Here is a 23,946-nt window from a genome sequence, read left to right on the forward strand (position 1 = left end):
CCTAGGTCCGGAAAATATAGCCAGTACTCGCGAGTGGCTTACCATCAAGCATCACGCCTTGCGAGCTAAGGTGCAAGCGTTGATCGGCAAACCAGTGTACAGCTAGCGGGTAGATCTGGTGTTCCAGCTGATGAACTCGCTCGGCGAGGCTCACAGCTGAGTCGCCTGCATTTACTGGCACTGCTGCTTGTACGACCAATGGTCCGCCATCGAGTTCCTCTGTCACGAAGTGCACGCTACAGCCGTGCTCCGTGTCTTTAGCGTCCAGCGCCCGTTGATGGGTGTGTAGGCCTTTGTATTTTGGCAGCAACGAGGGGTGAATATTCAACAGTCGTCCTGAGTAATGCCGCACGAAGTCGGCGCTGAGGATGCGCATAAAGCCCGCCAGTACCACCAGGTGCGGTGCGTGGGCATCAATCGCTTCAATCAACGCCGCATCAAACGACTCGCGACTCTCGTACTGGCGATGATCCAGTGCGGTTGTCGCGATTCCAGCGGCTTTGGCGCGCTCAAGTCCGTAAGCATCTACGCGATTTGAAATCACTGCGCAGATACGGGCTGAGCTAGTTGAGTCGATACTGTCGATCAGGGCTTGCAAGTTGCTCCCAGAACCTGAGAGCAACACAACTACGTTGCAAGGCGTCGACATTAGTGGCTTTTCAAATTGTTGAGAACCACTGGGTCGGCGTTTTCTGCAGCATCTGCAATTTGACCGATTACCCAAGGCTGCTCGCCCGAAGCCGTCAGGTTGTTCAGGGTTGCTTCAACGTCATCCTGTGCAACACAGATAACCATGCCAACACCGCAGTTGAGTACCCGGTGCATTTCGTTTTCTTCGACGTTGCCCTGGGCTTGCAGCCAATCGAAAACGGCTGGGCGTTTCCAGCTGGCAACATCAACGATAGCTTGGGCGCCTTTTGGCAGAACCCGGGGAATGTTGTCGAGCAGACCACCGCCGGTGATGTGCGCCATGGCTTTAACTGCGCCGGTATCTTTGATCAGCTTGAGCAACGGCTTAACGTAGATGCGTGTCGGAGCCATCAGCAGGTCGGTCAACTGCTTGCCATCGAGCTGGATGTTTTCGATGTCGGCGCCAGACACTTCGATGATCTTGCGGATCAGTGAGTAGCCGTTCGAGTGTGGGCCAGAAGATGGTAGGGCGATCAACGCATCACCGGCGCAGACTTTGCTGCCGTCGATGATTTCAGCTTTCTCGACCACACCCACGCAGAAGCCTGCCAGGTCGTAGTCTTCGCCTTCATACATGCCCGGCATTTCAGCGGTTTCACCGCCAACCAGCGAGCAGCCCGCCAATTCACAGCCTGCGCCAATGCCGGTGACCACTTGAGTGGCGACATCGACGTTGAGTTTGCCGGTGGCGTAGTAGTCGAGGAAGAACAGCGGTTCGGCACCGCAAACAATCAAGTCGTTAACGCACATGGCGACCAGGTCTTGGCCAATGCTGTCGTGCTTATTGAGGTTCAATGCCAAGCGCAATTTGGTGCCGACGCCATCGGTGCCCGAAACCAATACAGGCTGTTTGTAGCCAGCAGGAATCTCGCAAAGAGCGCCAAAGCCGCCCAAGCCACCCATGACTTCCGGACGAGCGGTGCGCTTGGCGACACCTTTGATGCGTTCAACCAGGGCTTCGCCTGCGTCGATGTCTACACCTGCGTCCTTGTAGCTGATGGAGGGTTGCTTGCTCATAGATACCGGCCTTTAAGGAAAATTCGGATGTGTACCGGCGTTGCATAGGCCGGGCTGCGAGGCGCGCGATTTTATCAGGCTTGCCAGGCAGCGGCCACCCACGAAGTGCTATGGTTGCCGGGGGACGAGCGGCTGTTTAAGGTATAGCCTGTCTAATGCGGTGTTTTAACCGTTCCCAAGCCCGTCGAGAACCTAATTAATGCGCCTGATCGCTCGTTTGCTCACCTTGTCATTACCCCTGCTGTTTAGCTTGCCGAGCCTGGCAGCAACGGTTTCTGACCTTTATGAAGTCCGTGAAGCAGGTGCTAGCCAGCAGCCTGATCAACGCAACACCGAATTGGGGCGTGCGCTGGATACGTTGGTCTTACGGCTGACCGGAAAAGCCAATGGCTCGAAAAATCCGGATTTGGCCGAGACATATAAGGATCCGCAACAAATTGTTACTCAGTATGGTTTCGAGGGGGACAGCATTGTTGTCAGTTTCGATCCCGCAAGCACTGATAACGCGTTGCGTCAGGCTGGCCTGCCGATCTGGAGCGCTAATCGTCCCGCAGTGATGACCTGGTGGCTGAACGAGGACATTAACGGTACGAGTTTGGTCGGTGATGGTCTTGTCGGCGCAGAGCCGTTAAATCGTGCAGCGCAGCATCGTGGTCTACCGTTGCGTCTGCCCTTGGCTGATCTCAGCGAGCAACTGGTCGGTACTGCAGAAAACCTGAGTGCGAAGTCACCGGATGAACTGCGTACCGCATCTGAGCGTTATGCAGCTGATGCGCTGTTGGCCGTGCAGGCAAGTGAGAGTGATGGTGCCTGGAACGCCGATTGGCGTCTTTGGATCGGTAACGATGATTTCAAAGGCAGCGCGCAGGGTGCTGATCAGGCAGCCGTTGCTGATTCGGTAATGATGGCCGTGAGTGAATTGCTGGCCAAGCGTTTTGTCGCGGCGGCAGGGACCTCAACTGATCTGACCCTTGAAATCGAAGGCGCTGGCCTGGCGCAATATGCTGAAATTCAGCGGATACTTGAGCCCTTCGACTCGCGCTTCAGCAAAGTCGATAACGGCCGCTTGGTATTCAAGGTTAAAGCCAACGCGGAACAACTGCGTTCACAGTTAGCGCTTGCTCAGTTGCAAGAAGTGCCAGCCACTGCAGATCCCGAGCCTGAAGTTGTGGACTCACAAGACGCCAGTGGGCAAGACTCGACTGCTTCAGGTGAGAGCGCAGTGGAAGGCACGGGTGAAAGCACTGCACCGCAAGCTCCAGCGCCACAAAGTAATGTGCCCAAAGCCAACGTGTTGCGTTTCCGCTGGTAAACACACTGCACGGTAATTGATTGCCCCGAGCAACCACTGACAGAAACAGTGGTTGCTTTTTAGTGCCACCTACAAACGACAGACTGAGGATTTAGGGATGAAGGCTTTGCCACGCTGGTATTTGATCGTCGGTTTTGTACTGTTGGCGTGGTTGCTCTATCTGCTGGGGCCAATGTTATCGCCGTTTGTGATCGGGGCTGTGCTGGCCTATATGGGTGATCCACTCGTGGACCGGCTGGAGCGGCTGAAGGTTTCGCGGACCTGGGGCGTGATCATTGTCTTTGCTATTTTCAGCCTGGTCTTGACTATTTTGCTGGTGGTTTTAGTCCCGCTTCTCGGTAAGCAGTTGGTGCGCTTGTACGAATTAGCGCCGCAGATGATTGACTGGACGCAGCATGTTGCGCTGCCTTGGGTGCAGGCGAAGTTTGGTCTCAATGATAATTTCTGGCGCCTCGATCAACTCAAAGGCGCGCTCTCGGATAACTTGGGGAAAACCACTGACATTGCCAGTATGGTGCTTAAGAAAGTCACCGCTTCAGGCATGGCCTTGGTTGGATGGGTGGCAAACCTGTTGCTGATTCCAGTGGTTAGCTTTTATCTGATGCGCGACTGGGACTTGATGGTGGACAAAGTTCGCTCAATGTTGCCGCGCCATAACGAAGAAACCATTGTTCAATTGATGGGCGAGTGCCATGAAGTAATTGGCGCCTTTATGCGCGGGCAGCTATTGGTGATGCTGGCGCTTGGCGTGATGTACTCCACTGGTTTGATGGTGATCGGTCTTGAGTTGGGTCTGTTGATCGGTGTATTTGCCGGTTTGGCCAGTATCGTTCCGTACCTGGGCGTTTTCGTCGGTATTTCATCCGCGTTGATCGCCGGACTCTTTCAGTTTGGCCTCGATCCTTATCCGTTGGTGGCCATTGCAGCCGTGTTTATCGTGGGACAAATGCTTGAAGGCATGCTGTTGACGCCATGGCTAGTGGGGGACCGTATTGGCCTGCATCCAGTCGCGGTGATCTTTGCAATTATGGCAGGCGGCCAACTATTTGGCTTCGCTGGCATTCTTTTGGCCTTACCCGTTGCAGCTGTAGTCATGGTTTTGCTGCGCCATGCGCATGATTTTTATAAACAATCAGGCACGTACAATAATGGTCGTGTAACTGATTGATTTTAATTTACCAACCCTATTCATGTGTCGAACCGGTGGGCGGGTTAAAGCTGGAAAAACCGGAAGAAGTGATGGGGAAATGAGGGAGTAGGGGACGTACCACGTTTTATCCAAGCTCTCAGCTAGAAAACCGTGGTCTATCCCCTATTACTTTCTTGTATTTTGGTAAACGGAATTCGCAGCCGGTCATTATCAGTTCTTACACCAACGCGTTGAATCTTTGACCCGTTACCAGCATGGACATCAACAAGCACGAGTCATCCGACTAGGTCGGGCGACTCGTTTGGCCAGATTACGCCAACCTATTTGGCGACTGCGTCTTTAGGCAGCGCAAACGCCACCACATACGATTTTTCCCGGTCGTGAGGGTTATGCGGGGCACCTGAGGCGGTAATGACCACCATTTGTCGGCCGGTCTTCTTATCCATATAGGTGATGGGCGTGGCTTGCGCACCGGTTGGCAGCGAGCCTTGCCATAACTGTTTACCGGTTTGAACGTCAAAAGCGCGCAGGTTGTAGTCAGACGCTCCGCCAAAAAATATCAGACCTGACCCTGTGACCACTGAGCCGCCCAGGGTCGGCATGCCGGGCAGAAAAGGTATGCCCGTCTTGATACCCAATGGGCCGCTTTCAGCCACGGTCCCTACCGGCACCTGCCATACCAACTTCTTGCTGGCCAGATCTATGGCGGTCAGCGTGCCGTATGGTGGCTCCATGCACGGTACGCCCAAGGGGGACATGAACATGTCGACTTTATAGCCATAGGGCGTCCCCTTCATCTTGGAATACTCACCATGTGGGTCAATTCCGCTCATGGCGTCGACCTCCGCACGCGTAGTCAACCTAGCCAGCATAGGCATACGAAGATCGTTGACCAACAGCAGGTTTCGCTTCTGATCAATAGCCGCACTTCCCCAATTAAAGCCGCCATAGTTGCTGGGATACTGTAGATAGTTAGACAGGTCGGCGGGGCTGGGAGTGAAATCGCCAACGTACGTGCTCTTCTTGAAGCTGATGCGGCAGTACAGCTGATCCAGCGGCGTGATGCCCCACGCTTTGACCTCCGACAGTGGCTCGGTGCCAACAGAGGGCATACCCGTCGAATACGGCTGCGTTGGTGAGTACCGCTCTCCCTTGGCCTGACCTGCAGGTACCGCGCGCTCTTCAACCTTGGTAATAGGCACGCCGGTTTCGCGGTTCAATACAAAAATCTGGCCACGTTTAGTGAGCTGAATCACCGCCGGAATTGTTTTTCCGTTTTCGCCACTTAACTCGTATAGCGCGGGTTGCGAGGGGAGGTCGTAGTCCCATAAGTCGTGGTGTGTGGTCTGGAAGCTCCATTTTTCACGCCCTGTACGCAAATCAAGTGCAACCAGTGATGATCCGTACTTATCATCCACCGCAGTACGCTTGCCGCCCCAATAATCGGGTGTAGGATTCCCCAACGGAACAAACACAGTGCCGAGTTTCAAATCGAAAGACATGGGGGCCCAGGCGTTTGGTGTGCTGCGTGTGTAGGTTTGTCCTGCCGGCGGCAGCCCTGTGATTTGCGCATTACCCATGTCCCACGCCCAATTCAGCTTGCCGGTGAGAGCGTCAAACGCGCGTATCACCCCTGAAGGCTCGTCCGTGCTCACATTATCTGCAACCCATCCTCCCATCACGATTTGATCGCCAGCCACCATGGCGCCTGTGGTTTGCATATACATGCCGGATGGAGCACTGCCCACTCCCTCACTCAGATCGACAACGCCTTGGTCGCCAAACGACTCACACAATTGTCCGTTTGACGTTTTGATCGAAATCAGCCGCATGTCAACAGTCGCGACCACCACGCGTGGGCCACAGGCGTCGTCCGCAGGTGGCTTGAAGTAAGCTGTTCCTCGGCAACGATTCCAAAAAGGGGAAGACGCCTTGGGGTCGTATGTCCATTTGCGCTCCCCGGTACTTGCATCCAACGCTGTAATCACATTCGACGGAGAGCAGCGATAAAGTGTGCCATCCACAAACAATGGCGTGTTTTGATCCTCTTGATTCTCATCAAGGCCTTTTGTTTCGTAGGTCCATGCAACTTCAAGTTGGCTGACGTTAGCCGTGTTGATTTGATCCAATGGAACAAAACGATTGCCTTCTCCTGTACGCCCATAGCTTTCCCAGCTATTGCCTGCAGCATTTGTGGTACTCGAAACCTGTCCTGTGGACAGCGCCACATCATTACGAATCTCTCCATGAGGTTTAGTCATCAGCACCACGTCCCCAGCCAACACCAACAGCAGCAGCGTTGCTAGAGCCATGCAGGTTTTATTGCTGACGAGGACTCGCCCGTTGCGGGTGTACAGAGGGGCGAGATACAGCCCTACAATTGCAAAACCAAGCAGTGCAGCAGTTCTGGGTACCCAAGCCCAAAAATTGGTACCGACCTCGATAAAGGTCCATACACACGAAGCAGCAAACACGGCCAAGTACAACCATAATCCCGTTCGATGCCCTTGTATTGACCACAAGCCTGAAACTGCAAAGCCAACTCCCGCAATCAGGTAGTACCAAGAGCCTCCCAGAGTGACTAAATAGCTGCCACCGATGGTCAAGCACAAACCAAAAAGTACCAATACGCCGCCGAATAGCTTCAGCAGCAGCGGTACTTTTTTGGGTAATGGTAAGGTTTTTGTTTGCATAAACGTGCCCATCCTGGCAATTACGAAAATCCCTATAGTGCAATGCGTTCCCCCGTGGGGAGTGCATCAAATTATATCAACGGTCTCCCTCAAATATATGTGATCGGAACCCACGCCGTGATGCCAGAAATGTCTCAATAATCGAGAAATCTGTCAAATCAGATATTGTATGATGAATTCAAACACGCTAGATGCTGGGCGTTAGTGTGTTACGCCAGTGGTGCGTATTGGATAGACTTATGGTTTGATCAGAATAAAATAAGTTGCACAATTTATACGCTTTTAAGGCCTTTTTATTGTTTTTACGTTTATTGGCAATGGGGGGCTCAGTAGTCGGTTTTATAGTTTTTGCCAACTGGCTGGAATTTGAGTTTTATCATGCTGGAATAAGACTATGAAGGAATAGGGGTAGACCACGTTTATCCAACTTCTCAGCTAGAAATCGTGGTCTGTCTCCTGTTATCTTTCTGTTATCTTGAGCAACGGAGAGATCATTTACGCAGTGTGTGCGACAAGAATAAAAAAGAATCAGTGCAATATCGAAACTGCAGACGAGAAGCACAGCTGGTGTTCAGAGAGAAATGCAACGAGTCGGAAGATAAATCGAACATGTGGTGTCTAGCTAAAAGCCGATATTTTCCTTTTTGATCCAAAGGTAAAGATTGAGCTTATCGTTGCTTGCATGCGTCAAGCTCGGCTTGAGTTTTAAGTTCTGTTTCGATACCGAGCCTGTACTTGCAGTAGTTGATGACTAACTGTTTGAGTTCAGAGTCTAGCTGATCCAGCGTTCTGTCATCACCGTCATTGGCGTAAATGTTCTCAAATTTTATATGATATGTTGGGTGTTTTTTTATGAAATAGACATTCGTAGAGTCACCATCATCAAGTCGGCTGTAGTAACCGATGTTCATGATTCCGATTCCGGCGAGGAGCAGTACTGCAAGCAATTTTTTCATGAGATTGGCGGCGGAAATAGTTGAGTAGTAGTGCGAAGAACTCTGACGAATTCCATTCCAATATCTCCAGGGCAAATCTTCCCCTCAGCAAGCTGTTTTGGATATTCGCGATGACCACCTAAATGCTGAATAATAAAAACACTTTGAAGAGCCTTAATAAGATTCAATACCGCATCTACCTGCAAAGGTGGGATTCTCTGAGAGGTGTTGTATCCAACCCCTTCGAGAATTTGACGACCAAATGAAACAATATCATCACCTTCTCCAGCTGTTGTGTAGTTGCTTAGTAAAACGATACCAATAACATTCGTATTGTAGTTACGAACGCTTGAACCTTTCAGCCTGATATCGCGCCCTTCGTAAATTACACCCGAGCAATCGACTCCATAATGATAGCCAATATCATCGTAACGATGATCCATGTGCTCGTCTTGAATTTCTAACATTTGCTCTGCGCCGCTACCACATTCGAAACTACGCCCTGCATGGTGTAATGCAATCATGGTGTAGTCCCAATCGTTCACCATATTGTCCTTACCTTTAAGCGCATGCCATTCAGATCGAGTAACAAATTGATGACCAAGCTCATTTGCTTTGCGAATTATTGCTTCGCGTGTAGCGGCTCTGTCGTTAACAGTAATAGGAATAGGGCACATAGCGGTGCCAGGTATGATTTCTTGCGGGCTAGCTATTGTTTCAAATGCTGTTTCAGTCATTTTTTTGATTCTCCTAGAGTTCAATCAAAGTACGAGCAGGCGACTTGAATTGAATATGCATGGAGATAGTGGATTCAGCCGAAGATGCATTAACAGTTGCTATGCCTGAACTATCAGTTACACCGCTTGTTTTAATGCCATCAACCATCGCGACGTAAGTGCGGTTAGCTAGCGGCAGTCCCGTTTCACTATCCGTCACTACAAAGGATTGAGAAAATTTCTTAGCAGTTAAAACAGGGATAGGTGCTATGAATTCTGCAGGTGTATGAGTATTACCAATAATAACCGTGCCTGAGCCACCTATTACAAGGTTTCCATGGGCGCCTTTGCTACCGACAGTTGCGGCGGGTTGACCATTAATAAAGACAGTTGATGACAGTTCAGACACCAGAGGGCTATCACAAGCGCTCTTGTCATTCATTCGCGCAGCAGGAAGCCCATCAAACAAGACATCTGGTGAACCCTGAACGATTGGATTGGTTCCATGCCCAGTATGTGGGCATGAGGTGGGATCAGATAACCGTGCAGCAGGCTTTGACATGCGAGTCCCTTCGTATGTGAGATGATGCATTAACATGCAGCAAAGGCAGATTGTAATTCAATGCCTATTTTTACAACATACCTTCCCACCTGAACGCATAGAAAACCACTCCAAGTTGGCATTGCGTAGATAGGTGTCGAAAACAAAGCGCTAATGTGTGCAAATTCGAGCGGGTCAGAAAGCCTAAGCCATTGAATTGAGCAGCAAAATGCATCAATGACACAGACCGCCGAAGGCTATAAACTTTCATTACTTTATGGAGAGCCTCCAGCTAGCGCTTTAGAAGAGCCGCAAAACTCAGTATGAAACCGATCCAGCTGCCTTTAGGTGTACGTCTGCGCGATGACGCCACATTTGCCAACTTTTATCCCGGAGCCAATGCTGCGGCGCTGGGCTATGTTGAGCGCCTGTGTGATGTTGATGCTGGCTGGACGGAGAGCCTTATCTATCTGTGGGGCGCGCACGGAGTAGGGCGCAGCCATTTGATGCAAGCGGCCTGTCTCAAGTTTGAGCAGCGCGACGAACTGGCGGTGTATTTGCCTTTGGCTGATGTAGCCATTCACGGCATTGCCTTGCTCGATAATCTGGAGCGTTGTGAGCTGGTGTGTCTGGACGACCTTGAAGCAGTTGCGGGCCAACCCATCTGGGAAGAGGCGCTGTTTCATTTGTTCAACCGATTGCGCGACAGTGGTCGTAAGCTGTTGCTATCGGCCAATACATCGCCGCGTGAGCTGAAGATCAAGCTGCCTGATTTGAAGTCGCGTCTGACCCTGGCGTTGGTGTTTCAGCTACAGGGCTTATCCGATGAAGATAAATTGCGCGCTCTGCAACTACGCGCCTCGCGCCGTGGTTTGCATATGAGTGAAGAGGTCGGGCGCTTTATCCTGACCCGTGGCGAGCGCAGCATGAACTCGCTGTTTGATCTGCTTGAGCAATTGGATCAAGCATCGCTGCAAGCCCAGCGTAAGTTGACCATTCCCTTTCTAAAAGAAACCCTCGGCTGGTAAAAATCTGCTTTGAAGCGACTGCGCTTGGTGATACGGCGTTGAAGGGCTACCTGAAAATGCTCACTTACAAGAGTAAGCTCCGCGTTTCAGGCAGCCCTTCGCCTTGTCTGACCTGCGCTCGTTGCGCTTGAAAGTCAGATTTTAAGTCTGGGTTAGAAGCGATTGCGCTTGGTGATACAGCGTTGAATGGCTACCTGAAAGTTAGCGTCTAGCCATCACACGGCGCGGCTCTAGCGCTTGTAGCGTATCTTACTACCGGCCCTACTATCTGTGAGTTACGCTGCCACTATTAGCCCCGTCAATTTTCTTGACGCATCGAAAGCCGCTCAGTACTGTCTTGCCTCCCTCCTTACCGGTCACCTCTGCTGTGAACCGCCCAGGCGTTAACTCGCGAAGCGGTCATACAAGTTACCGACACATATACGGTCGCTAGCTACTGGCGTGCCTCATTTCCGATATCAAGTGTAAAAGGATGATTCTATGATCATTCGTCAGTCTACTAACGCCGACCATCCGCTGCTGCTCGACATTTGGCTGCGCTCCGTTCGAGCTACTCACCACTTCCTGCAACAATCCGATATAGATGGATTGCTTCCGCAGCTCCGCGACATCTACTTACCCGCTGTTGAGTTGTGGGTTGCGGTAGATGCCGAGGACTGCCCGCTAGGTTTCATTGGACTCAATGAAAGCCACGTAGAAATGCTCTTCATCGAGCCAGATCTACGCGGGAAAGGCATTGGGCGGACGTTACTGGATCACATCCGCAGTTCGCGCAATGAGATGAGTGTTGACGTGAATGAGCAAAATCCCCAAGCGCTAGGTTTCTATCTACATTACGGGTTTGTTCAAACAGGTCGTTCTCCACTGGATGGCGAGGGCCGACCGTTCCCCTTACTACACCTGAGCTTGCCCAACTGAGGCTGTAATCAAAGGCTTTGGCTGTTGTAGGGTCATTGGGTGCGACATCGCGCTGGGCCAACATCAAGTCATGTTGCGTTTTGATGGTCGGCCCAGCCTTTTCCTAGCGTCCAACGTCGTACAAGCGGCCAGTCGAGTGCAGCGCCTGTTCCGCTAGCTGTGGCTATTGTTCGCCCGCCAGTTTGCGGTCGTATTGGAAGCGCCAGCGGGTGTAGAGCAGGGCGCTGCAGAACAAGGCGAAGCTGATGATCGTTTCCAGCACGCCGTAAAGCGCTCTTGCCGGGTCGATGGCGGCTAGGATGCCTTGAATAAAATACAGATTGATAACGAAGCAGAGCCAGGCGTGCGCGCGGGCATTGCCGAGAACCATGCCCGGTGCGAGCATCAGCAGCGGTACCAACTGAATGCTCAGCACGACCCAGTTGCGTGCGCCATGCAGGTCTGCAAAAGCCAGGTTCCACACGGTTATCAAGAGCAATAGGGCGATGTAGTTGAACAGGCTTAACGCACGGCTGAGCTTGACCCGAGGTTCTAACCACTGCAAATCTGGCAATGGCTTTTTTTCTTTAGCCACGTGGCTTCTCCAATTTCTGCGCCGTTTCAGCCAAGCGTTGGCCAAGTGCTCTGCACAGGGTTTTCTCGTGTTCGTCCAGCGAGCGCTTGCCGTCTGCTCCAGCGTGGTGGCTCGGCCCGTATGGTGTGCCGCCGCCGCGGGTTTCAAGTAGAGCGGACTCGCTGTAAGGCAACCCAGTAATCAGCATGCCGTGGTGCAGAAGTGGCATTATCATTGACAACAGTGTGGTTTCCTGACCACCGTGCAAGCTGGCTGTCGAGGTAAATACACCAGCGGGTTTGCCAACCAGCGAGCCGGTTAACCAGAGATTGCTGGTGCCATCGAGAAAGTATTTCAACGCTGCCGCCATGTTGCCAAAACGCGTTGGGCTGCCGAGGGCCAGTCCGCTACAGTTTTTCAGATCATCCAGGGTTGCGTACAAGGCTCCCTGTTCTGGAATCTCAGGGGCTGTGGCTTCGCAGTCAGCCGATACTGTTGGCACAGTGCGCAGGCGTGCTTCAAAACCGGCACTTTCGATGCCGCGGGCAATCTGCTTGGCCATTTCGCTGGTCGCGCCATGGCGGCTGTAATACAGGACCAGAATGTAGGCTGCGCTCACGGCAGGATCTCCAAAACATTTTCAGGCGGGCGGCCAACCACTGCGCGATCGCCTGCAATCAAAATAGGTCGTTCAATCAGCTTGGGGTGAGCAACCATAGCGGCGATCAGTTCCGCTTCGCTCAGCTCGGCTGCGGCCAGATTAAGCGTCTTGTAGTCGTCTTCGCCGGTGCGCAACAGGGCGCGTGCGGTGATCCCGAGTTTGCCCAGTACTGCGCTTAGCTGCTCGGCAGTTGGCGGTGTGTCGAGGTAACGGACGATCTCTGGCGTCAGGCCACGGTCTTCGAGAAGCTGCAATGCAGCGCGTGATTTTGAACAGCGCGGGTTGTGGTACAGGATTAAATCGGTCATGTGCGGTTCGCATCTTGCGTCAGGTGGCGACTATTCTAACCGCGTCGAGCGGTGATGTGCGCAGCGCAATGTGCAGTAAAATCTTGCTTTCAGTTGTCGATTAAGGGCACAACTGTTCCATATCAAGGAAAACAGCGTGGCTGTACCGCGACTCGCTAAGGAGAAGGCATGTTTCTACGGTTCAGAGAGTGGTTCGAGTTTTGGCGGTTCCTGTTTCAGCGTTTTTTCGCTGATAAAGGGGCCAGCAATGCCGCAGCACTGACTTACACCACGCTGTTTGCCGTGGTGCCGATGATGACTGTCACCTTTACGATGCTCTCGGCGATTCCTGCATTTCAGGGCACCGATGAGCAAATTCAGAACTTCGTGTTTCGCAATTTTGTGCCATCCGCTGGCGAGACTGTTCAGGAGTACTTGCGAAACTTCACCGTCCAAGCGCGCCAGCTGACTTGGATTGGGGTAATTATTTTGGCGGTGACCGCATTTTTAATGCTGGTAACCATCGAAAAAACCTTTAACACCATCTGGCGTGTGCGGCAGCCACGGCGCGGTGTGTCGAGCTTCTTGTTGTATTGGGCGATCCTCAGTTTGGGACCGATTTTGCTCGGCGCCGGGTTTGCCATCAGCACGTACGTTGCTTCTTTATCGCTGATGTCTGGTCCGGATGCGCTTCTCGGGGCGCAAACACTGCTGCGCTTTATGCCGCTTATCTTCAGTGTGGCGGCTTTTACCTTGCTTTACGCGACTGTCCCCAATGCGCGGGTGCCGATTAAGCATGCGCTGCTCGGCGGTCTGTTTACTGCGGTTTTATTTGAAGTGGCCAAGGCGATATTTGGTCTGTATGTGCGCTTTTTCCCCGGCTATCAGCTTATCTACGGGGCTTTCGCCACGGTGCCGCTGTTCTTGTTATGGATTTATTTGTCGTGGTTGATTGTGCTGTTTGGTGCTGAGTTGGTGTGCAACTTGTCGTCATCCTATCAATGGCGGCGCTTGGAAATTCCGCGGATATTACTGGTGATAGCGGTTCTGCGAGTGTTCTATGAGCGACAGCAGTCGGGGTTGAAGGTCCGCTACCGTGACGTACGCCGCAAGGGCTGGCAGTTGCCTGAGCATGAGTGGGAAGAGGTGTTGGGGTTTCTTGAAAGTCAGCGACTGGTAACCACCAGTGGCGCTGGCGCTTGGGTGGTGGGGCGAGACCTCAACAGTTTTTCATTGCAACGCTTGATCAGCCAAAGCCCTTGGCCCATGCCGCAAATAGAGCAATTACCGGAAACATTGGACGAGCCCTGGTATCCAGCATTTCGTCAGTTGCTTGAGCGTTTTCACGAGCAGCAAGCCAGTTTGTTTGATGGCAGCTTGGCACATTGGCTGCAGCCCGCAACGACTGACAAATAATGTCAGTTTGCGGCGAACTGCCGCTCAGCCGCAGCTGCATCTATGATCGGGCACTGCGAGCGGGTGAGGTCTAGGTCTGGCATGCTTCTGGCACAGGCTTTGGTTAATGCATGAACAGGACAAATGAATTGGGCACTACAAAAGCACTCAAGCGACCAAAAGATCAGCTGATTACGGAGCTTAGAGCCGGCTATGAGTAAAAAACAGGGCAAGGTCGTAGCGCTGTGCGCGCACGACTCGGATGCAGCGCTTGAGCGACTGAATCGGGTTACCGGGCTGCGCTTTGCGCGCTGGCCAGAATCGCTGGCGCCGCAGGTTCAGCCGCGTGCAGAAGAGCCGAAGAAAGTGGTGGCAGAGGTTGTCGGTGTTATCGAGAGTATTTCAGCTTAAGGCTTAATCGTTAGGCAAATGCTTGGTGACTTGCATTCTGCTCAAGCTCAGCTGCCTGCACAAACATCTCTTCAACGGTTATGGCTTGAAAGCTTACAGCTGTTCGCAGTTGCAACTGCATGTCTTCAACCTGCTGTTTGAATGGCAGGCGTGCAACGCCTGACAGCATGATTTTGTTGTGACTATTGACCTGACCGTGATCGACCGCAACTTCACGTCGCTTGCCGGCGTCGAGAAAGGTCACAAACAGCGATGCAGGTAAGTTGGCCAGCCCTGGCACATGTAGCCAGACGGCCACATTGTACTCAGCGATGCGTCCTTCAAAAGCACTCACTTGTTGGCGTGCACTTTTTACAATTCTAGAGGGAACGGAGCCGATTAACGTGTCGTGAGGCTGAGTCATGTAAGCATCCAAGCAGAATGATGATTAACCAGTCAGTGCAATTATAAACCTCATGAAGTTGCATAAACTGTGCGCTCAAGCGACGTCCCGCGTGATCAGTCTCGCAGATTCAGTCATTCGCCGAGGCTTTATTAATTAGTCCAGTGGATGGCGGCTGACCATCGGAGTACTCAGGTTAGTGGCAGGTAATAGCAGGGTTTTCTGGTTGTTGACGTTGGCTAATTGCAGCCAAAGACTTTCGCCCTCAACAAACTGGTCAACGGGTAGCCACAGGCCGTGATGCCAGCCGCTACCGGGCGCTGGTGTGCTTTGCAGTAAACCTGGATGGGTTTGTGCAACAGGTGCCCGGCGCAGCCAGGCGGGGCGTGGCAAGCCTTTCAGGTAGCGCAGCCCAATATGCAAACCCTCTGGGTTAAGGTGGCGCCAGCGTACCAAGGCGAGGGTAGGCGTCTCACTGTTGTTGATGATCAACACTAACTGGCCGACCTGCAGCGTTTGAGCCCTGTCTGAGTTACAGAGTAAGCGGGAGCCGCCCGGGCTGGCATCAATTATCCGTGCATCGGTGCGAGGCGGGCGTTGGCCCAGTAGCTGGCTGTGGATTGCACCTAGCCCGACGACTAAATCACAGTTCGAGGCATGCTCTGCACGCTCATGACGGCGTTGCTGGCGGCCCATCCAATGTTGCTGCACATGGTTGAGTACCTTGGCTTCTGCAGTTGTCTGCAATGGCGCGGGGTCATGCAGCGCAACCAGCAGGGCGCCCAGTTCAAAGCGTCGCAAATACTGAGGGTCACCAGTTACTGGCTGATCAAAACTCAAGCAAGGTTGCGATGCACTGAGGTCAACAATCGGGCCTTCCGTCTCATCATCATCTTCCCAGGACAACAGCCGTGCTAAGCCAGTGAGAGGCGCAAGCGCGCTGAATAGCAGTAGACACTCACCTTCATGCAGATGAAATGGGTTGCTCAGCGCCAGAATCAGCATCTGTTGATAAACGCCGCGCTGAGTTGGAGCGGGTGCAGGTTTGAATGCTGCTGCTACTGGCTCGTCCAGGCAATTTTGATGCTCACCAATCCAGTACAGCAGGTGGCTGTCACGCCACAGGCTTGGGGGCGGCTCTTGATAGACTTGATAGTGGCGTAATTGGGTCTGCGCCAAGAAGTGTTGCGCCATATACAGGCACCATGCCAAGTGCGGGCGCGAGGGGTTATGGCCTTGGAGAATTTGCAGTAATAAGCGTTTAAAACCAATTGCCAGTTCGCTGCACAGGTGTATGTACATCACCGGAGGTGGCATTTGGCTTTGCTGGGAAAGCGAGTAGTGGCGATACTCATCGCTGAAGTTTTGCAGCGCACGCTGTCTTTCGAGTAAGGTCATTGTGCTGCGGTTCAGCCGAAACAATATGCTGACTATTTGCTGTAATGCAGCCTCTTGAGGCTCCGCGCGCGCGTTGCTGAAAAGCTCCACAAGCTCGGCCTGTGATGCAGATGCTTCATCAGTGATGTCCGGCACCTCCAGGCGCAAGGCATCGAGTGTCATATCAACCCTGCCAGCATGAGGATCGAATACATGGGCGCACAACTCCAATGGGTCATTCGTTTAGTTATAGGCGCATTTGCAGTGGTCGTCCTGACAGCATGCTCTGATGCGGTTGGTGTTGACCAGTATGGTCGCAAGGTACCGTCTGAACGGATTGAAGGCCAGTGGTTGGTTATCAACTATTGGGCTGAGTGGTGTGCCCCTTGCCGAACTGAGATTCCGCAGCTCAATGCACTGGATAAAGAGCTGGCCGGTCAAGGCGTCAGTGTCCTTGGAGTGAACTTCGATAAGTTGCAAGGAGCCGAGCTTGAAAGGGTCAGTGAGGCGCTGGGTATCAAGTTTACGGTGTTGGCCAGTGATCCGGCTGAGCGCTTTAAGTTGCCGCGCAGTGAAGTGTTGCCGGTGACTTACATCATTGATAACACCGGGCGTACGCGTGAGCGCTTATTAGGCGAGCAAACCGCAGCGGGCATCACGGCCAAGCTGATAGAGCTTAAAAGCGAGGGCTAGATCGTTATGAGCAATGAACTCCAAACTAGAATCAGTCTGCACGGTTATATTCGTGGTCGCGTTCAAGGTGTCAGCTTTCGTCAAACTACAGCCGAGCAAGCTGAGCAGTTGGGTATTGATGGCTGGGTGAGAAACCTGCCTGACGGTCGTGTTGAGGTGATGTGCGAGGGTGAAAGGCAAGCCATCGAGGTGATGCGGAAATGGCTTGCACAGGGCCCTAAAAGCGCCAAGGTCGAGACTGTTGAGCTGACCGAGCAAGGCGTTCAAGGTATTGCCGGCTTTATAATTCGCTGAACAGAGCGTTAAACGCTCTATCCGGTCAGCAACGTGCTGATTACCTGCTCTGTATAAGCTGAGCAGGTATCGGCGAGCGTGTTAAGGGTGTGTTTAGTCGCGACCGGGGTCGGCGACCAAGCGTCCGGCGTCTTTGGTCAGTGAGCGCAAAAAGGCTTCCTGCAGCTCGGGGTCGTTGCGTGTCAGCTCAATCAGACTTTGCTCAAGCTCGCTGGCTTCCTCTTCGAGGCCCAGCTCGGAAAGCCGCTTGACGCGATGTACCCACTGGCTGGTGTCATCGCCTTCAAGATCATCGTAAATGAGTTTGCGTGCTTCGTTGAGCTTGCCACGCAACGTGCGGCTGACCATCAGGGATGTATCTGCTCGAGCTTCGCCGTCCGGGTCCTCAACATGTATTTGCAGGGCACTGACGCGACTGATGTCCTGTTCGGCAAATGGGCTGTCGAGCAGATTGATGCGCAGAATGCCGCTGCGATCGGTTGATAGTTCATGTTGCTGATCGCCAGCTTTGACTGACACCGGCCGCTCCGACCAAGGCAGGCTTGAATATTCCAAGCGTGCATCCTGACGCTGTTCGTCAATACTTGCCAAATTTTGTTGTGAGCGTCCGTTGGATTGCACGTTCATAAACGGGTTTAGCCCGGCAAAACCATAGTTGATCCAGCCTTTGGTGGCCGTATCCGGCAAGCTGCCCAGCAATACCACGTTCAATATGTTTGCACCTACGCCTGCGACCACTGCTACCGCGCCGAGCGGTATCTCGTATAACTCGCGCCACGGCTGGTAGGGCGTGTAGCGGTCGTATTTACGCGTGACTTCGAAGGCGGTGACTTCAAATGTCTTCTGCTCATTGATCCGGACACGGCGCTGCGGCAGTTCAAGCACACTGGGCTGACCCGCATCTATCTGCAAGCTGTAGTCGAGTAATTTGCGCTCAATGCGCTCCTCATGCTCACTGCGTTGAGGGAGTTGGTTGGCGCAGCCGCTCAGAAAAACGGCGCCGCAAATTGCGGCGCCGCCAAGGCGTAGGGTACTTCTATTGAACATGATTGCTCTTGCTATTGGCTGAAATCAGCGGCTGATACGTGCTTTGATAAACGACAGGATGTCAGCTGCTGGAACGGCTTGAGCGTCAGTTTCGACCCTGCTCTTGTATTCCAGGTTGCCTTCAGCAAGGCCGCGGTCACTGACCACGATGCGATGCGGGATACCTATCAGTTCCATGTCTGCGAATTTGATGCCCGGACTGGTCTTTTTGTCACGGTCATCAAGCAATACTTCGTAACCTGCAGCGGTTAGTTCAGCATAGAGCTTGTCGGTTGCTTCGCGAACAACCTCGGTTTCGTAACGCAGCGGCACAAGGGCGATTTGGAAAGGCGCGAGGGCGTCATTCCAGATAATCCCGCGCTCGTCTGAGTTCTGCTCAATTGCAGCTGCGACAACGCGTGATACGCCGATCCCGTAGCAACCCATGCTCAGGGTTACAGGCTTGCCATTTTCACCGAGCACCTGGCAGTTCATTGCTTCGCTGTACTTGGTGCCGAGCTGGAAGATGTGACCCACCTCGATACCGCGCTTGATCACCAATGTGCCTTGGCCATCTGGGCTTGGGTCGCCCTCGACAACATTGCGCAGGTCGGCAACCTCTGGCAGCGGCAAATCGCGCTCCCAGTTAACGCCGAAGTAGTGCTTCTCTTCGATATTCGCGCCAGCTGCAAAGTCGCTCATCATCGCTACTGAGCGGTCGATAATGCAGGTGATTGGCATATTCACCGGGCCGAGTGAGCCTGGACCTGCGCCAACGGCGCTGCGGATTTCATCTTCTGTGGCGAAAACCAGTGGGCTGGCAACTTGTTCAAGGTTGCCTGCTTTGATTTCGTTTAGCTCGTGGTCGCCACGAATAATCAGGGCAACCAGAGTGCCTTCTTCGCTGCCGTGCGCCACCAAGGTTTTGATGGTCTTTTCGATTGGCAAGTTAAAGCCAGTCACCAGGTCGTTGATAGTCTTGGTGTTTGGTGTATCGACCAAGCGCAGCTCTTCACTTGCCGCGCCGCGCTGTGTTTCGCGCGGTACTGCTTCGGCTTTTTCGATATTGGCTGCGTAATCAGATGCGTCGCTGAACGCAATATCATCTTCGCCAGACTCAGCCAGTACGTGGAACTCGTGTGAATCAGTGCCGCCAATTGAGCCGGTGTCTGCCTGCACTGGGCGGAAATCAAGGCCAAGACGACTGAATATGTTGCAGTACGCCTGATGCATGCGGTCGTAGGTTTCTTGCAGGGACTCCGGGCTCGCATGAAAGGAGTAGGCGTCCTTCATGATGAACTCACGGCCGCGCATCAAACCAAAACGTGGACGGATTTCGTCACGGAACTTGGTCTGGATTTGGTACATGTTGATTGGCAGCTGCTTGTAGCTGTTCAGCTCATTGCGCGCCATATCGGTGATGACTTCTTCGTGCGTCGGGCCCGCGCAAAAATCACGACCATGACGGTCTTTCATGCGCAGCAGTTCTGGGCCGTACTGTTCCCAGCGACCAGATTCTTGCCATAGCTCGGCGGGTTGGATGCCCGGCATTAGCACTTCGAGTGCGCCTGCGGCGTCCATTTCCTCGCGGACTACGCGTTCAACCTTGCGCAAGGTGCGCAGGCCCATCGGTAGCCAAGTGTAGAGGCCTGAGGCAAGTTTGCGGATCATTCCGGCGCGCAGCATCAACTGATGGCTGACGACAACGGCATCGGATGGGGTTTCTTTTTGTGTGGCGAGCAGGAACTGACTGGTACGCATAGTTGACCGTTCTGTCTGTTGCAAGGGCATTAAATTGACCGGCATTGTACGGTGCCTGCACGGAGACGTATAGGATGCAGCTACGCACAATAAGAGGAGATTAGGATGTCGGGACTAACCGCGGAGCAAGTTCAAGCACTTATCTGGTCCGGATTGCCGCAAGCAGAAGAGATGCAACTGACCATTGATCGACTTGATGCAGAGGGTGTTTTGGCGCGCGTACCCTTCTGCGCAAGGTTGGTGCGTCCCGGAGGCACTATTTCGGGGCCAACCATTATGGCGCTGGCAGATGCAGCGATGTATGCGGTGGTGCTAGGCCGATTAGGTCGAGTTGAGATGGCGGTGACTTCAAACTTGAATATTAATTTCCTGGTTAAGCCAAAGGCGGTCGACTTATTAGCACAAGCAAAAATATTGCGCTTAAGTCGGCGTCAAGCGGTGTGCGAAGTCGCGTTGTATTCAGCAGGCAATGAAGATGAGTTGGTTGCGCATGTGACAGGAACATATGCGTTACCCATTTGAGACGCTAGTACTTTATATATTGCTAGGCGATATTTAATTAAAGCGATAAAAAAACCCGGCCTAAGCCGGGTTTTTATAACGCTTATCAACTAACCGAGGATTACAGCACGTCCAGCGGGTAGTCTACGATCAGACGAAGGTCGTTCAGATCGCCACCGTTTGTATCGGCGTAGCTGTTGCTGTTGCGGTAGAAAGCGCTACGTACGCGGAGTGAGAGGTCTTTAGCAGCACCGTCCTGAATCACGTATTTGGCTTCAATGTCGATCTCGCGCTCTTGAGCGTCAGTACCTGTGCCAACGTCAATGTTGTCGCCAACGATGTAGCGGGTCATGAAGCTCAGACCTGGTACGCCGTAGGTGGCCATATTGATGTCGTAACGAGCCTGCCAAGAGGTTTCGTCTTTGCCGTTGAAGTCGGAGTATTGAACCGAGTTCGCCAGGTAGACGGTACCGCCACCGTCTACGCCGTAGACGTAGCCAGCATCACCGGAAGAGCGCTGGTGACCAACAGTGAAGGTGTGCGCGCCGATGTTGTAAGCGGCTGCCAAGCTCCAGATATCGTTGTCAGCTTCGCCTGAAAGCTCTGCGCCATCACCCTTGGTGTGGTAGCCGTTCAGGTCAAAGTTTAAGCTTTGATCTTCAGCGATTGGCAGGTTGTAGTTGACGTTCAGATAGGTTTTCTTGAAGTGATCTTCAACGTCGGAGTAGTGCACGCCAGCGCTGAGGTTATCAGTGAAGCTGTAGTTTGCGCCGAAGATATTTGCTGACTTCAGGCCGAAAGTGTCACGGTCTGTCGAAACTTGGCTGCTTATTGCAGTGAAGCGACCAGCGCTCAGTTCCAGGCCTTCGATTTCGTTGCTGACCAGGTAGGTACCGGTTGCAGATTCAGGCAGGATACGGCTGTCGTCAGTGCTGAATACTGGGCTGCTAACAAACTGGTCGCCGTATTTCAGGCCAGTGTTGGAAACACGGAACTTGACCGCGCCGCCAGCTTGGGACTGAGTTTTTTCGAAGTCGCCTTCGCTATCAACGTCAAACAGGCCATTGCCGCCGTGACCACTGCCGCCATCCAGCTTCAGGCTGCTCAGAGTGAAGGCGTCAAAGCCAACACCGATGGTGCCCTGGGTGAAGCCCGATTCGAACAGGGTGCGCAGGCCCCAGCCAGTTTCTTCGCGATAGCTTTGAGCGCTACGGCTTGCAGGGTTGCCGCTACGGAAGTCACGGTTCATGTACAGAATACGGTTGTGGATGTCGAAGCTGCTGTCTTCGAGAAAACCGTTAGATTCGGATTGGCTAGAGGCGAAAGCCATTTGAGTGCTACCTGCCGCGGCTACTGCCAGGGCCATTACGCTCCACTTCATCACTTGCATCGTGACTGCTCCTTTGGTTTTTAGAAGAGTTGTGCTGCCCAATTAATTATTGTATGGACGGCTCTTTCTTTTTGTGTCGACGATAACTTATAACACGCCGCCAATATTGGCGATAGTTGCCACCTGCTTGTTGCTAGTTCTTCTCAGTGATGTCGCAAATACCGATGGAACATGTCGCAAATTTGTAGGTTTCACTTGTGTCCTAAAATAACGCCAACGGATCTTGTAATTATTCACTTATTAAGCTTGGTTTGCGGGTTTGCATCACCACATTCCGAGCATTGTTGTAGCACTAAGCAAAAGTCGTGCTCAAAACGCAGTCTTTGCTAAATTCCTTGATCATTTGGTCCGCTCTTGTTGGCGGCTGGGCGATCTGGGCCATGTTATAGCTAGTCTTTGCGGGCCTCACAAGCATTTTTTCTTGGAATTTCAATGCTTGAGACGCTGTTTCAATTTTGTATCTTCGCTTTGCCCAGTGTTTGTCTGGGGATTGCCCTGAACTGCTTTTGAGCGGCTATTCATTACCGAAGGGAACAAAGTGGTGCATTCAAATGACCGTTTGGGATTATCTGTGCGATGTCTTGGTGCACATGTCTTACGCTAGCGTTCTGATGCATTCCTAAGCGTTTATGTGCAGCCTTTCGGCGCGTATCCTTGAAGCGTTGGCGGCAGGGTACGGCTGCTTGATTACAATTTTATTACTATCATTGTTGTGAGGTCATTTATGTTCGTGTTGGATTCACGTCTGCACAACGATACGCGGGTCATCGGCGATTTTGCTCTGTGTCGTCTGCTGTTAATGAATGATGCCAACTACCCATGGTTTATTCTGGTGCCACGGCGTGACGGGGTGAGCGAGGTGTTTGATCTGGAAGCGGCAGACCAGCTTTTGCTTTGGCAGGAGACCGCGCAGCTAGCCGCGTTCTTGAAGGATGAGTTTGCCGCGGATAAAATCAATATTGCGACCCTGGGTAACATGGTTCCCCAGCTTCATATGCATGTGGTCGTGCGGCGCACCTCAGATGCTGCTTGGCCTGCGCCTGTCTGGGGCAAGGCTCCAGCCCTGGCTTATTCCGAGGCCGAAATCGACAGCCTCCGTCAGTGTTTGCAGTCGGCGCAACTTCAAGGCTTTAGCGGGGCGCAGGTATGAGTAAGGAGATTGAAGGGCGGGTTGTTGAGCTTGAGACGCGTCTGGCATTTCAGGATGACACCATCCAATCGCTTAATGATGTGTTGGTCGAGCAGCAAAAGCGTATCGACCATCTGCAGCTGCAGGTTGCAGGGCTGGCTAAGCGTCAGGAAGAGTTAACCGGACAAATTGAGATTTCTGAGGATGAGGCGCCTCCGCCCCATTATTGATCGCTGAACAATACCCACAAAAAAACCCGCTAGATGCGGGTTTTTTTGTATTTAGCTGATTAGCGCCGTGCGGGCGGTGCAGCAATTACATCTTCAGCTTGCAGGCCTTTGTCGCGTTGCATCACTGAAAATTCGACACGCTGGCCTTCGACCAATACGCGGTGGCCTTCACCACGAATTGCCCGGAAGTGGACAAAAATGTCATCGCCGGAGTCGCGGGAAATAAAACCAAACCCCTTGGATGTATTGAACCACTTGACCGTACCATTTTCGCGGTTGGCGTCAGTCGGTGTAGAGATGGATTGACGTGATGCCAAGCGCAGGTTGATGCACAGGTGCAGCAATACGCCGACAGCCAACACCAGCAGGCTAAAGAGTATTGCTGGCAGATTTGCGATGGTTGGCAGTGGCGCAAGTAAAACCAAGGCTTGCAGCACACTTGCCGTCAATAAAAGTACAGAGACCAGATTTTGCAGATAACTGCGCTGCCCGGCATGCCAGATCGGCAGTTGTGGTGCGAGGATGAGGTTAAGCAGGCCAAACAAGGCAAGGCATAGCGCATCGGCGTGTTGCAGGAATGCCGGGGCGTTATTTGTAAGGCTGGGCACAAAAGATAGAAGCAGGGCTGCTAGGCCCGTTAGTAGGTGGACGATTTTCAACATGTTCAATGAGCTCACTTAATTTAACGAATCGCTAGGAAAACTGGCTGCCTATGCGTTGCCGTAGATGTGAAAGGCGTGGATAGCGTAAGCAGGCAGGCGTGCTAAAAAAGCCAAAAAGTGGAGTTGCTAGCACGGAGGCGTATTTAACAGTAAAGGGCAGGGCGACTCAATGCTGGTGCTGTTCTCTCACCGCT

26 protein-coding genes and 1 pseudogene are annotated in these 23,946 nt (G+C 52.7%); 11 read left to right on the forward strand and 16 right to left on the reverse strand.

Annotated elements, in window-relative coordinates; translation table 11 throughout:
• Position 1 precedes the first annotated feature (1 nt).
• Together purN and purM are read right to left on the reverse strand one after the other, a co-directional pair.
• Positions 2-649, reverse strand: coding sequence for a phosphoribosylglycinamide formyltransferase (gene purN / locus B9K09_RS07365; protein ID WP_087516193.1), 648 nt, complete (start codon positions 647-649; stop codon positions 2-4).
• Positions 649-1,707, reverse strand: a complete 1,059-nt coding sequence (gene purM, locus B9K09_RS07370; RefSeq protein WP_087516194.1) for a phosphoribosylformylglycinamidine cyclo-ligase — start codon at positions 1,705-1,707, stop codon at positions 649-651. Before purM ends, purN begins: the two co-directional genes overlap by 1 nt.
• Positions 1,708-1,906: 199 nt before the next feature.
• Here purM and B9K09_RS07375 point away from each other — a divergent pair, with 199 nt between their 5' ends.
• Together B9K09_RS07375 and B9K09_RS07380 are read left to right on the forward strand one after the other, a co-directional pair.
• On the forward strand, positions 1,907-3,019 hold the full coding sequence (locus B9K09_RS07375; protein WP_087516195.1) for a DUF2066 domain-containing protein: 1,113 nt from the start codon (positions 1,907-1,909) through the stop codon (positions 3,017-3,019).
• A 97-nt stretch (positions 3,020-3,116) separates the two neighbouring features.
• The gene (locus tag B9K09_RS07380) at positions 3,117-4,187 is read left to right on the forward strand and encodes an AI-2E family transporter (RefSeq protein WP_087516196.1); all 1,071 of its coding nucleotides are present in this window, start codon (positions 3,117-3,119) and stop codon (positions 4,185-4,187) included.
• 302 nt (positions 4,188-4,489) lie between these two features.
• Here B9K09_RS07380 and B9K09_RS07385 read toward each other — a convergent pair whose 3' ends face one another.
• The 4 genes from B9K09_RS07385 to B9K09_RS07400 all read right to left on the reverse strand — a co-directional run bounded on the left by B9K09_RS07385 (position 4,490) and on the right by B9K09_RS07400 (position 9,075).
• Complete coding sequence (locus B9K09_RS07385; protein WP_087516197.1) at positions 4,490-6,862, reverse strand: membrane-bound PQQ-dependent dehydrogenase, glucose/quinate/shikimate family; 2,373 nt, start codon at positions 6,860-6,862, stop codon at positions 4,490-4,492.
• 668 nt (positions 6,863-7,530) lie between these two features.
• Complete coding sequence (locus tag B9K09_RS07390) at positions 7,531-7,773, reverse strand: hypothetical protein (protein ID WP_256574273.1); 243 nt, start codon at positions 7,771-7,773, stop codon at positions 7,531-7,533.
• 41 nt (positions 7,774-7,814) lie between these two features.
• A complete protein-coding gene (locus B9K09_RS07395) occupies positions 7,815-8,534 on the reverse strand; it encodes a peptidoglycan recognition family protein (protein WP_087516199.1) in 720 nt (239 codons plus the stop codon).
• Between the two features lie 13 nt (positions 8,535-8,547).
• Positions 8,548-9,075, reverse strand: a complete 528-nt coding sequence (locus B9K09_RS07400; RefSeq protein ID WP_087519025.1) for a PAAR domain-containing protein — start codon at positions 9,073-9,075, stop codon at positions 8,548-8,550.
• A 302-nt stretch (positions 9,076-9,377) separates the two neighbouring features.
• On the opposite strand from B9K09_RS07400, the gene hda reads away from it, so the two are divergent.
• Complete coding sequence (gene hda, locus B9K09_RS07405; RefSeq protein ID WP_087516200.1) at positions 9,378-10,082, forward strand: DnaA regulatory inactivator Hda; 705 nt, start codon at positions 9,378-9,380, stop codon at positions 10,080-10,082.
• Positions 10,083-10,562: 480 nt separating this feature from the next.
• Positions 10,563-11,000: an acetyltransferase gene (locus tag B9K09_RS07410; protein WP_087516201.1), complete on the forward strand. Its 438-nt coding sequence runs from the start codon at positions 10,563-10,565 to the stop codon at positions 10,998-11,000.
• Between the two features lie 163 nt (positions 11,001-11,163).
• On the opposite strand, the gene B9K09_RS07415 is transcribed toward B9K09_RS07410, so the two are convergent.
• The 3 genes from B9K09_RS07415 to arsC are packed head-to-tail and all read right to left on the reverse strand — an operon-like array spanning position 11,164 to position 12,522.
• On the reverse strand, positions 11,164-11,574 hold the full coding sequence (locus tag B9K09_RS07415; RefSeq protein ID WP_087516202.1) for a DUF2069 domain-containing protein: 411 nt from the start codon (positions 11,572-11,574) through the stop codon (positions 11,164-11,166).
• Entirely contained in the window at positions 11,567-12,172 is a 606-nt protein-coding gene (gene wrbA / locus B9K09_RS07420; protein ID WP_087516203.1) for an NAD(P)H:quinone oxidoreductase, read from the reverse strand. The genes B9K09_RS07415 and wrbA overlap by 8 nt, the downstream gene beginning before the upstream one ends.
• Positions 12,169-12,522 carry an arsenate reductase (glutaredoxin) gene (gene arsC / locus B9K09_RS07425; RefSeq protein ID WP_087516204.1) on the reverse strand — a complete coding sequence of 118 codons (354 nt, stop codon included), beginning with the start codon at positions 12,520-12,522 and terminating at the stop codon, positions 12,169-12,171. The genes wrbA and arsC overlap by 4 nt, the downstream gene beginning before the upstream one ends.
• A gap of 168 nt (positions 12,523-12,690) precedes the next feature.
• Between arsC and B9K09_RS07430 the strand changes: the two genes are divergently transcribed.
• On the forward strand, positions 12,691-13,917 hold the full coding sequence (locus tag B9K09_RS07430; protein ID WP_087516205.1) for a virulence factor BrkB family protein: 1,227 nt from the start codon (positions 12,691-12,693) through the stop codon (positions 13,915-13,917).
• Positions 13,918-14,109: 192 nt separating this feature from the next.
• Entirely contained in the window at positions 14,110-14,307 is a 198-nt protein-coding gene (locus B9K09_RS07435; RefSeq protein ID WP_087516206.1) for a hypothetical protein, read from the forward strand.
• A gap of 10 nt (positions 14,308-14,317) precedes the next feature.
• On the opposite strand, the gene B9K09_RS07440 is transcribed toward B9K09_RS07435, so the two are convergent.
• Both B9K09_RS07440 and B9K09_RS07445 read right to left on the reverse strand, forming a co-directional pair.
• Entirely contained in the window at positions 14,318-14,710 is a 393-nt protein-coding gene (locus tag B9K09_RS07440; protein ID WP_087516207.1) for a hypothetical protein, read from the reverse strand.
• A gap of 135 nt (positions 14,711-14,845) precedes the next feature.
• On the reverse strand, positions 14,846-16,249 hold the full coding sequence (locus B9K09_RS07445) for a PilZ domain-containing protein (RefSeq protein ID WP_087516208.1): 1,404 nt from the start codon (positions 16,247-16,249) through the stop codon (positions 14,846-14,848).
• Between the two features lie 30 nt (positions 16,250-16,279).
• Between B9K09_RS07445 and B9K09_RS07450 the strand changes: the two genes are divergently transcribed.
• Entirely contained in the window at positions 16,280-16,759 is a 480-nt protein-coding gene (locus B9K09_RS07450) for a TlpA disulfide reductase family protein (protein WP_087516209.1), read from the forward strand.
• Between the two features lie 6 nt (positions 16,760-16,765).
• Positions 16,766-17,053, forward strand: a complete 288-nt coding sequence (locus B9K09_RS07455) for an acylphosphatase (protein WP_087516210.1) — start codon at positions 16,766-16,768, stop codon at positions 17,051-17,053.
• 93 nt (positions 17,054-17,146) lie between these two features.
• On the opposite strand, the gene B9K09_RS07460 is transcribed toward B9K09_RS07455, so the two are convergent.
• Positions 17,147-18,100 carry a hypothetical protein gene (locus B9K09_RS07460; RefSeq protein ID WP_087516211.1) on the reverse strand — a complete coding sequence of 318 codons (954 nt, stop codon included), beginning with the start codon at positions 18,098-18,100 and terminating at the stop codon, positions 17,147-17,149.
• Between the two features lie 24 nt (positions 18,101-18,124).
• Positions 18,125-19,840, reverse strand: coding sequence for a proline--tRNA ligase (locus tag B9K09_RS07465; protein ID WP_087516212.1), 1,716 nt, complete (start codon positions 19,838-19,840; stop codon positions 18,125-18,127).
• A gap of 105 nt (positions 19,841-19,945) precedes the next feature.
• Between B9K09_RS07465 and B9K09_RS07470 the strand changes: the two genes are divergently transcribed.
• Entirely contained in the window at positions 19,946-20,362 is a 417-nt protein-coding gene (locus B9K09_RS07470) for a PaaI family thioesterase (protein ID WP_087516213.1), read from the forward strand.
• A gap of 100 nt (positions 20,363-20,462) precedes the next feature.
• Here B9K09_RS07470 and B9K09_RS07475 read toward each other — a convergent pair whose 3' ends face one another.
• A complete protein-coding gene (locus tag B9K09_RS07475) occupies positions 20,463-21,731 on the reverse strand; it encodes an OprD family porin (RefSeq protein ID WP_087516214.1) in 1,269 nt (422 codons plus the stop codon).
• A gap of 724 nt (positions 21,732-22,455) precedes the next feature.
• On the opposite strand from B9K09_RS07475, the gene B9K09_RS07480 reads away from it, so the two are divergent.
• Both B9K09_RS07480 and B9K09_RS07485 read left to right on the forward strand, forming a co-directional pair.
• Positions 22,456-22,881, forward strand: coding sequence for an HIT domain-containing protein (locus tag B9K09_RS07480; protein WP_087516215.1), 426 nt, complete (start codon positions 22,456-22,458; stop codon positions 22,879-22,881).
• The gene (locus tag B9K09_RS07485; RefSeq protein ID WP_087516216.1) at positions 22,878-23,090 is read left to right on the forward strand and encodes a SlyX family protein; all 213 of its coding nucleotides are present in this window, start codon (positions 22,878-22,880) and stop codon (positions 23,088-23,090) included. Before B9K09_RS07480 ends, B9K09_RS07485 begins: the two co-directional genes overlap by 4 nt.
• A 59-nt stretch (positions 23,091-23,149) precedes the next feature.
• On the opposite strand, the gene B9K09_RS22670 is transcribed toward B9K09_RS07485, so the two are convergent.
• Both B9K09_RS22670 and B9K09_RS22890 read right to left on the reverse strand, forming a co-directional pair.
• A complete protein-coding gene (locus tag B9K09_RS22670; protein WP_177408709.1) occupies positions 23,150-23,389 on the reverse strand; it encodes a cold-shock protein in 240 nt (79 codons plus the stop codon).
• Between the two features lie 42 nt (positions 23,390-23,431).
• A pseudogene (locus B9K09_RS22890) lies at positions 23,432-23,752 on the reverse strand (cold shock domain-containing protein membrane protein); the annotation flags it as partial.
• Positions 23,753-23,946: the final 194 nt, after the last annotated feature.

Origin of the sequence: Pseudomonas sp. M30-35 (assembly GCF_002163625.1) — a bacterium.
Classification (GTDB): Bacteria; Pseudomonadota; Gammaproteobacteria; order Pseudomonadales; family Pseudomonadaceae; genus Aquipseudomonas.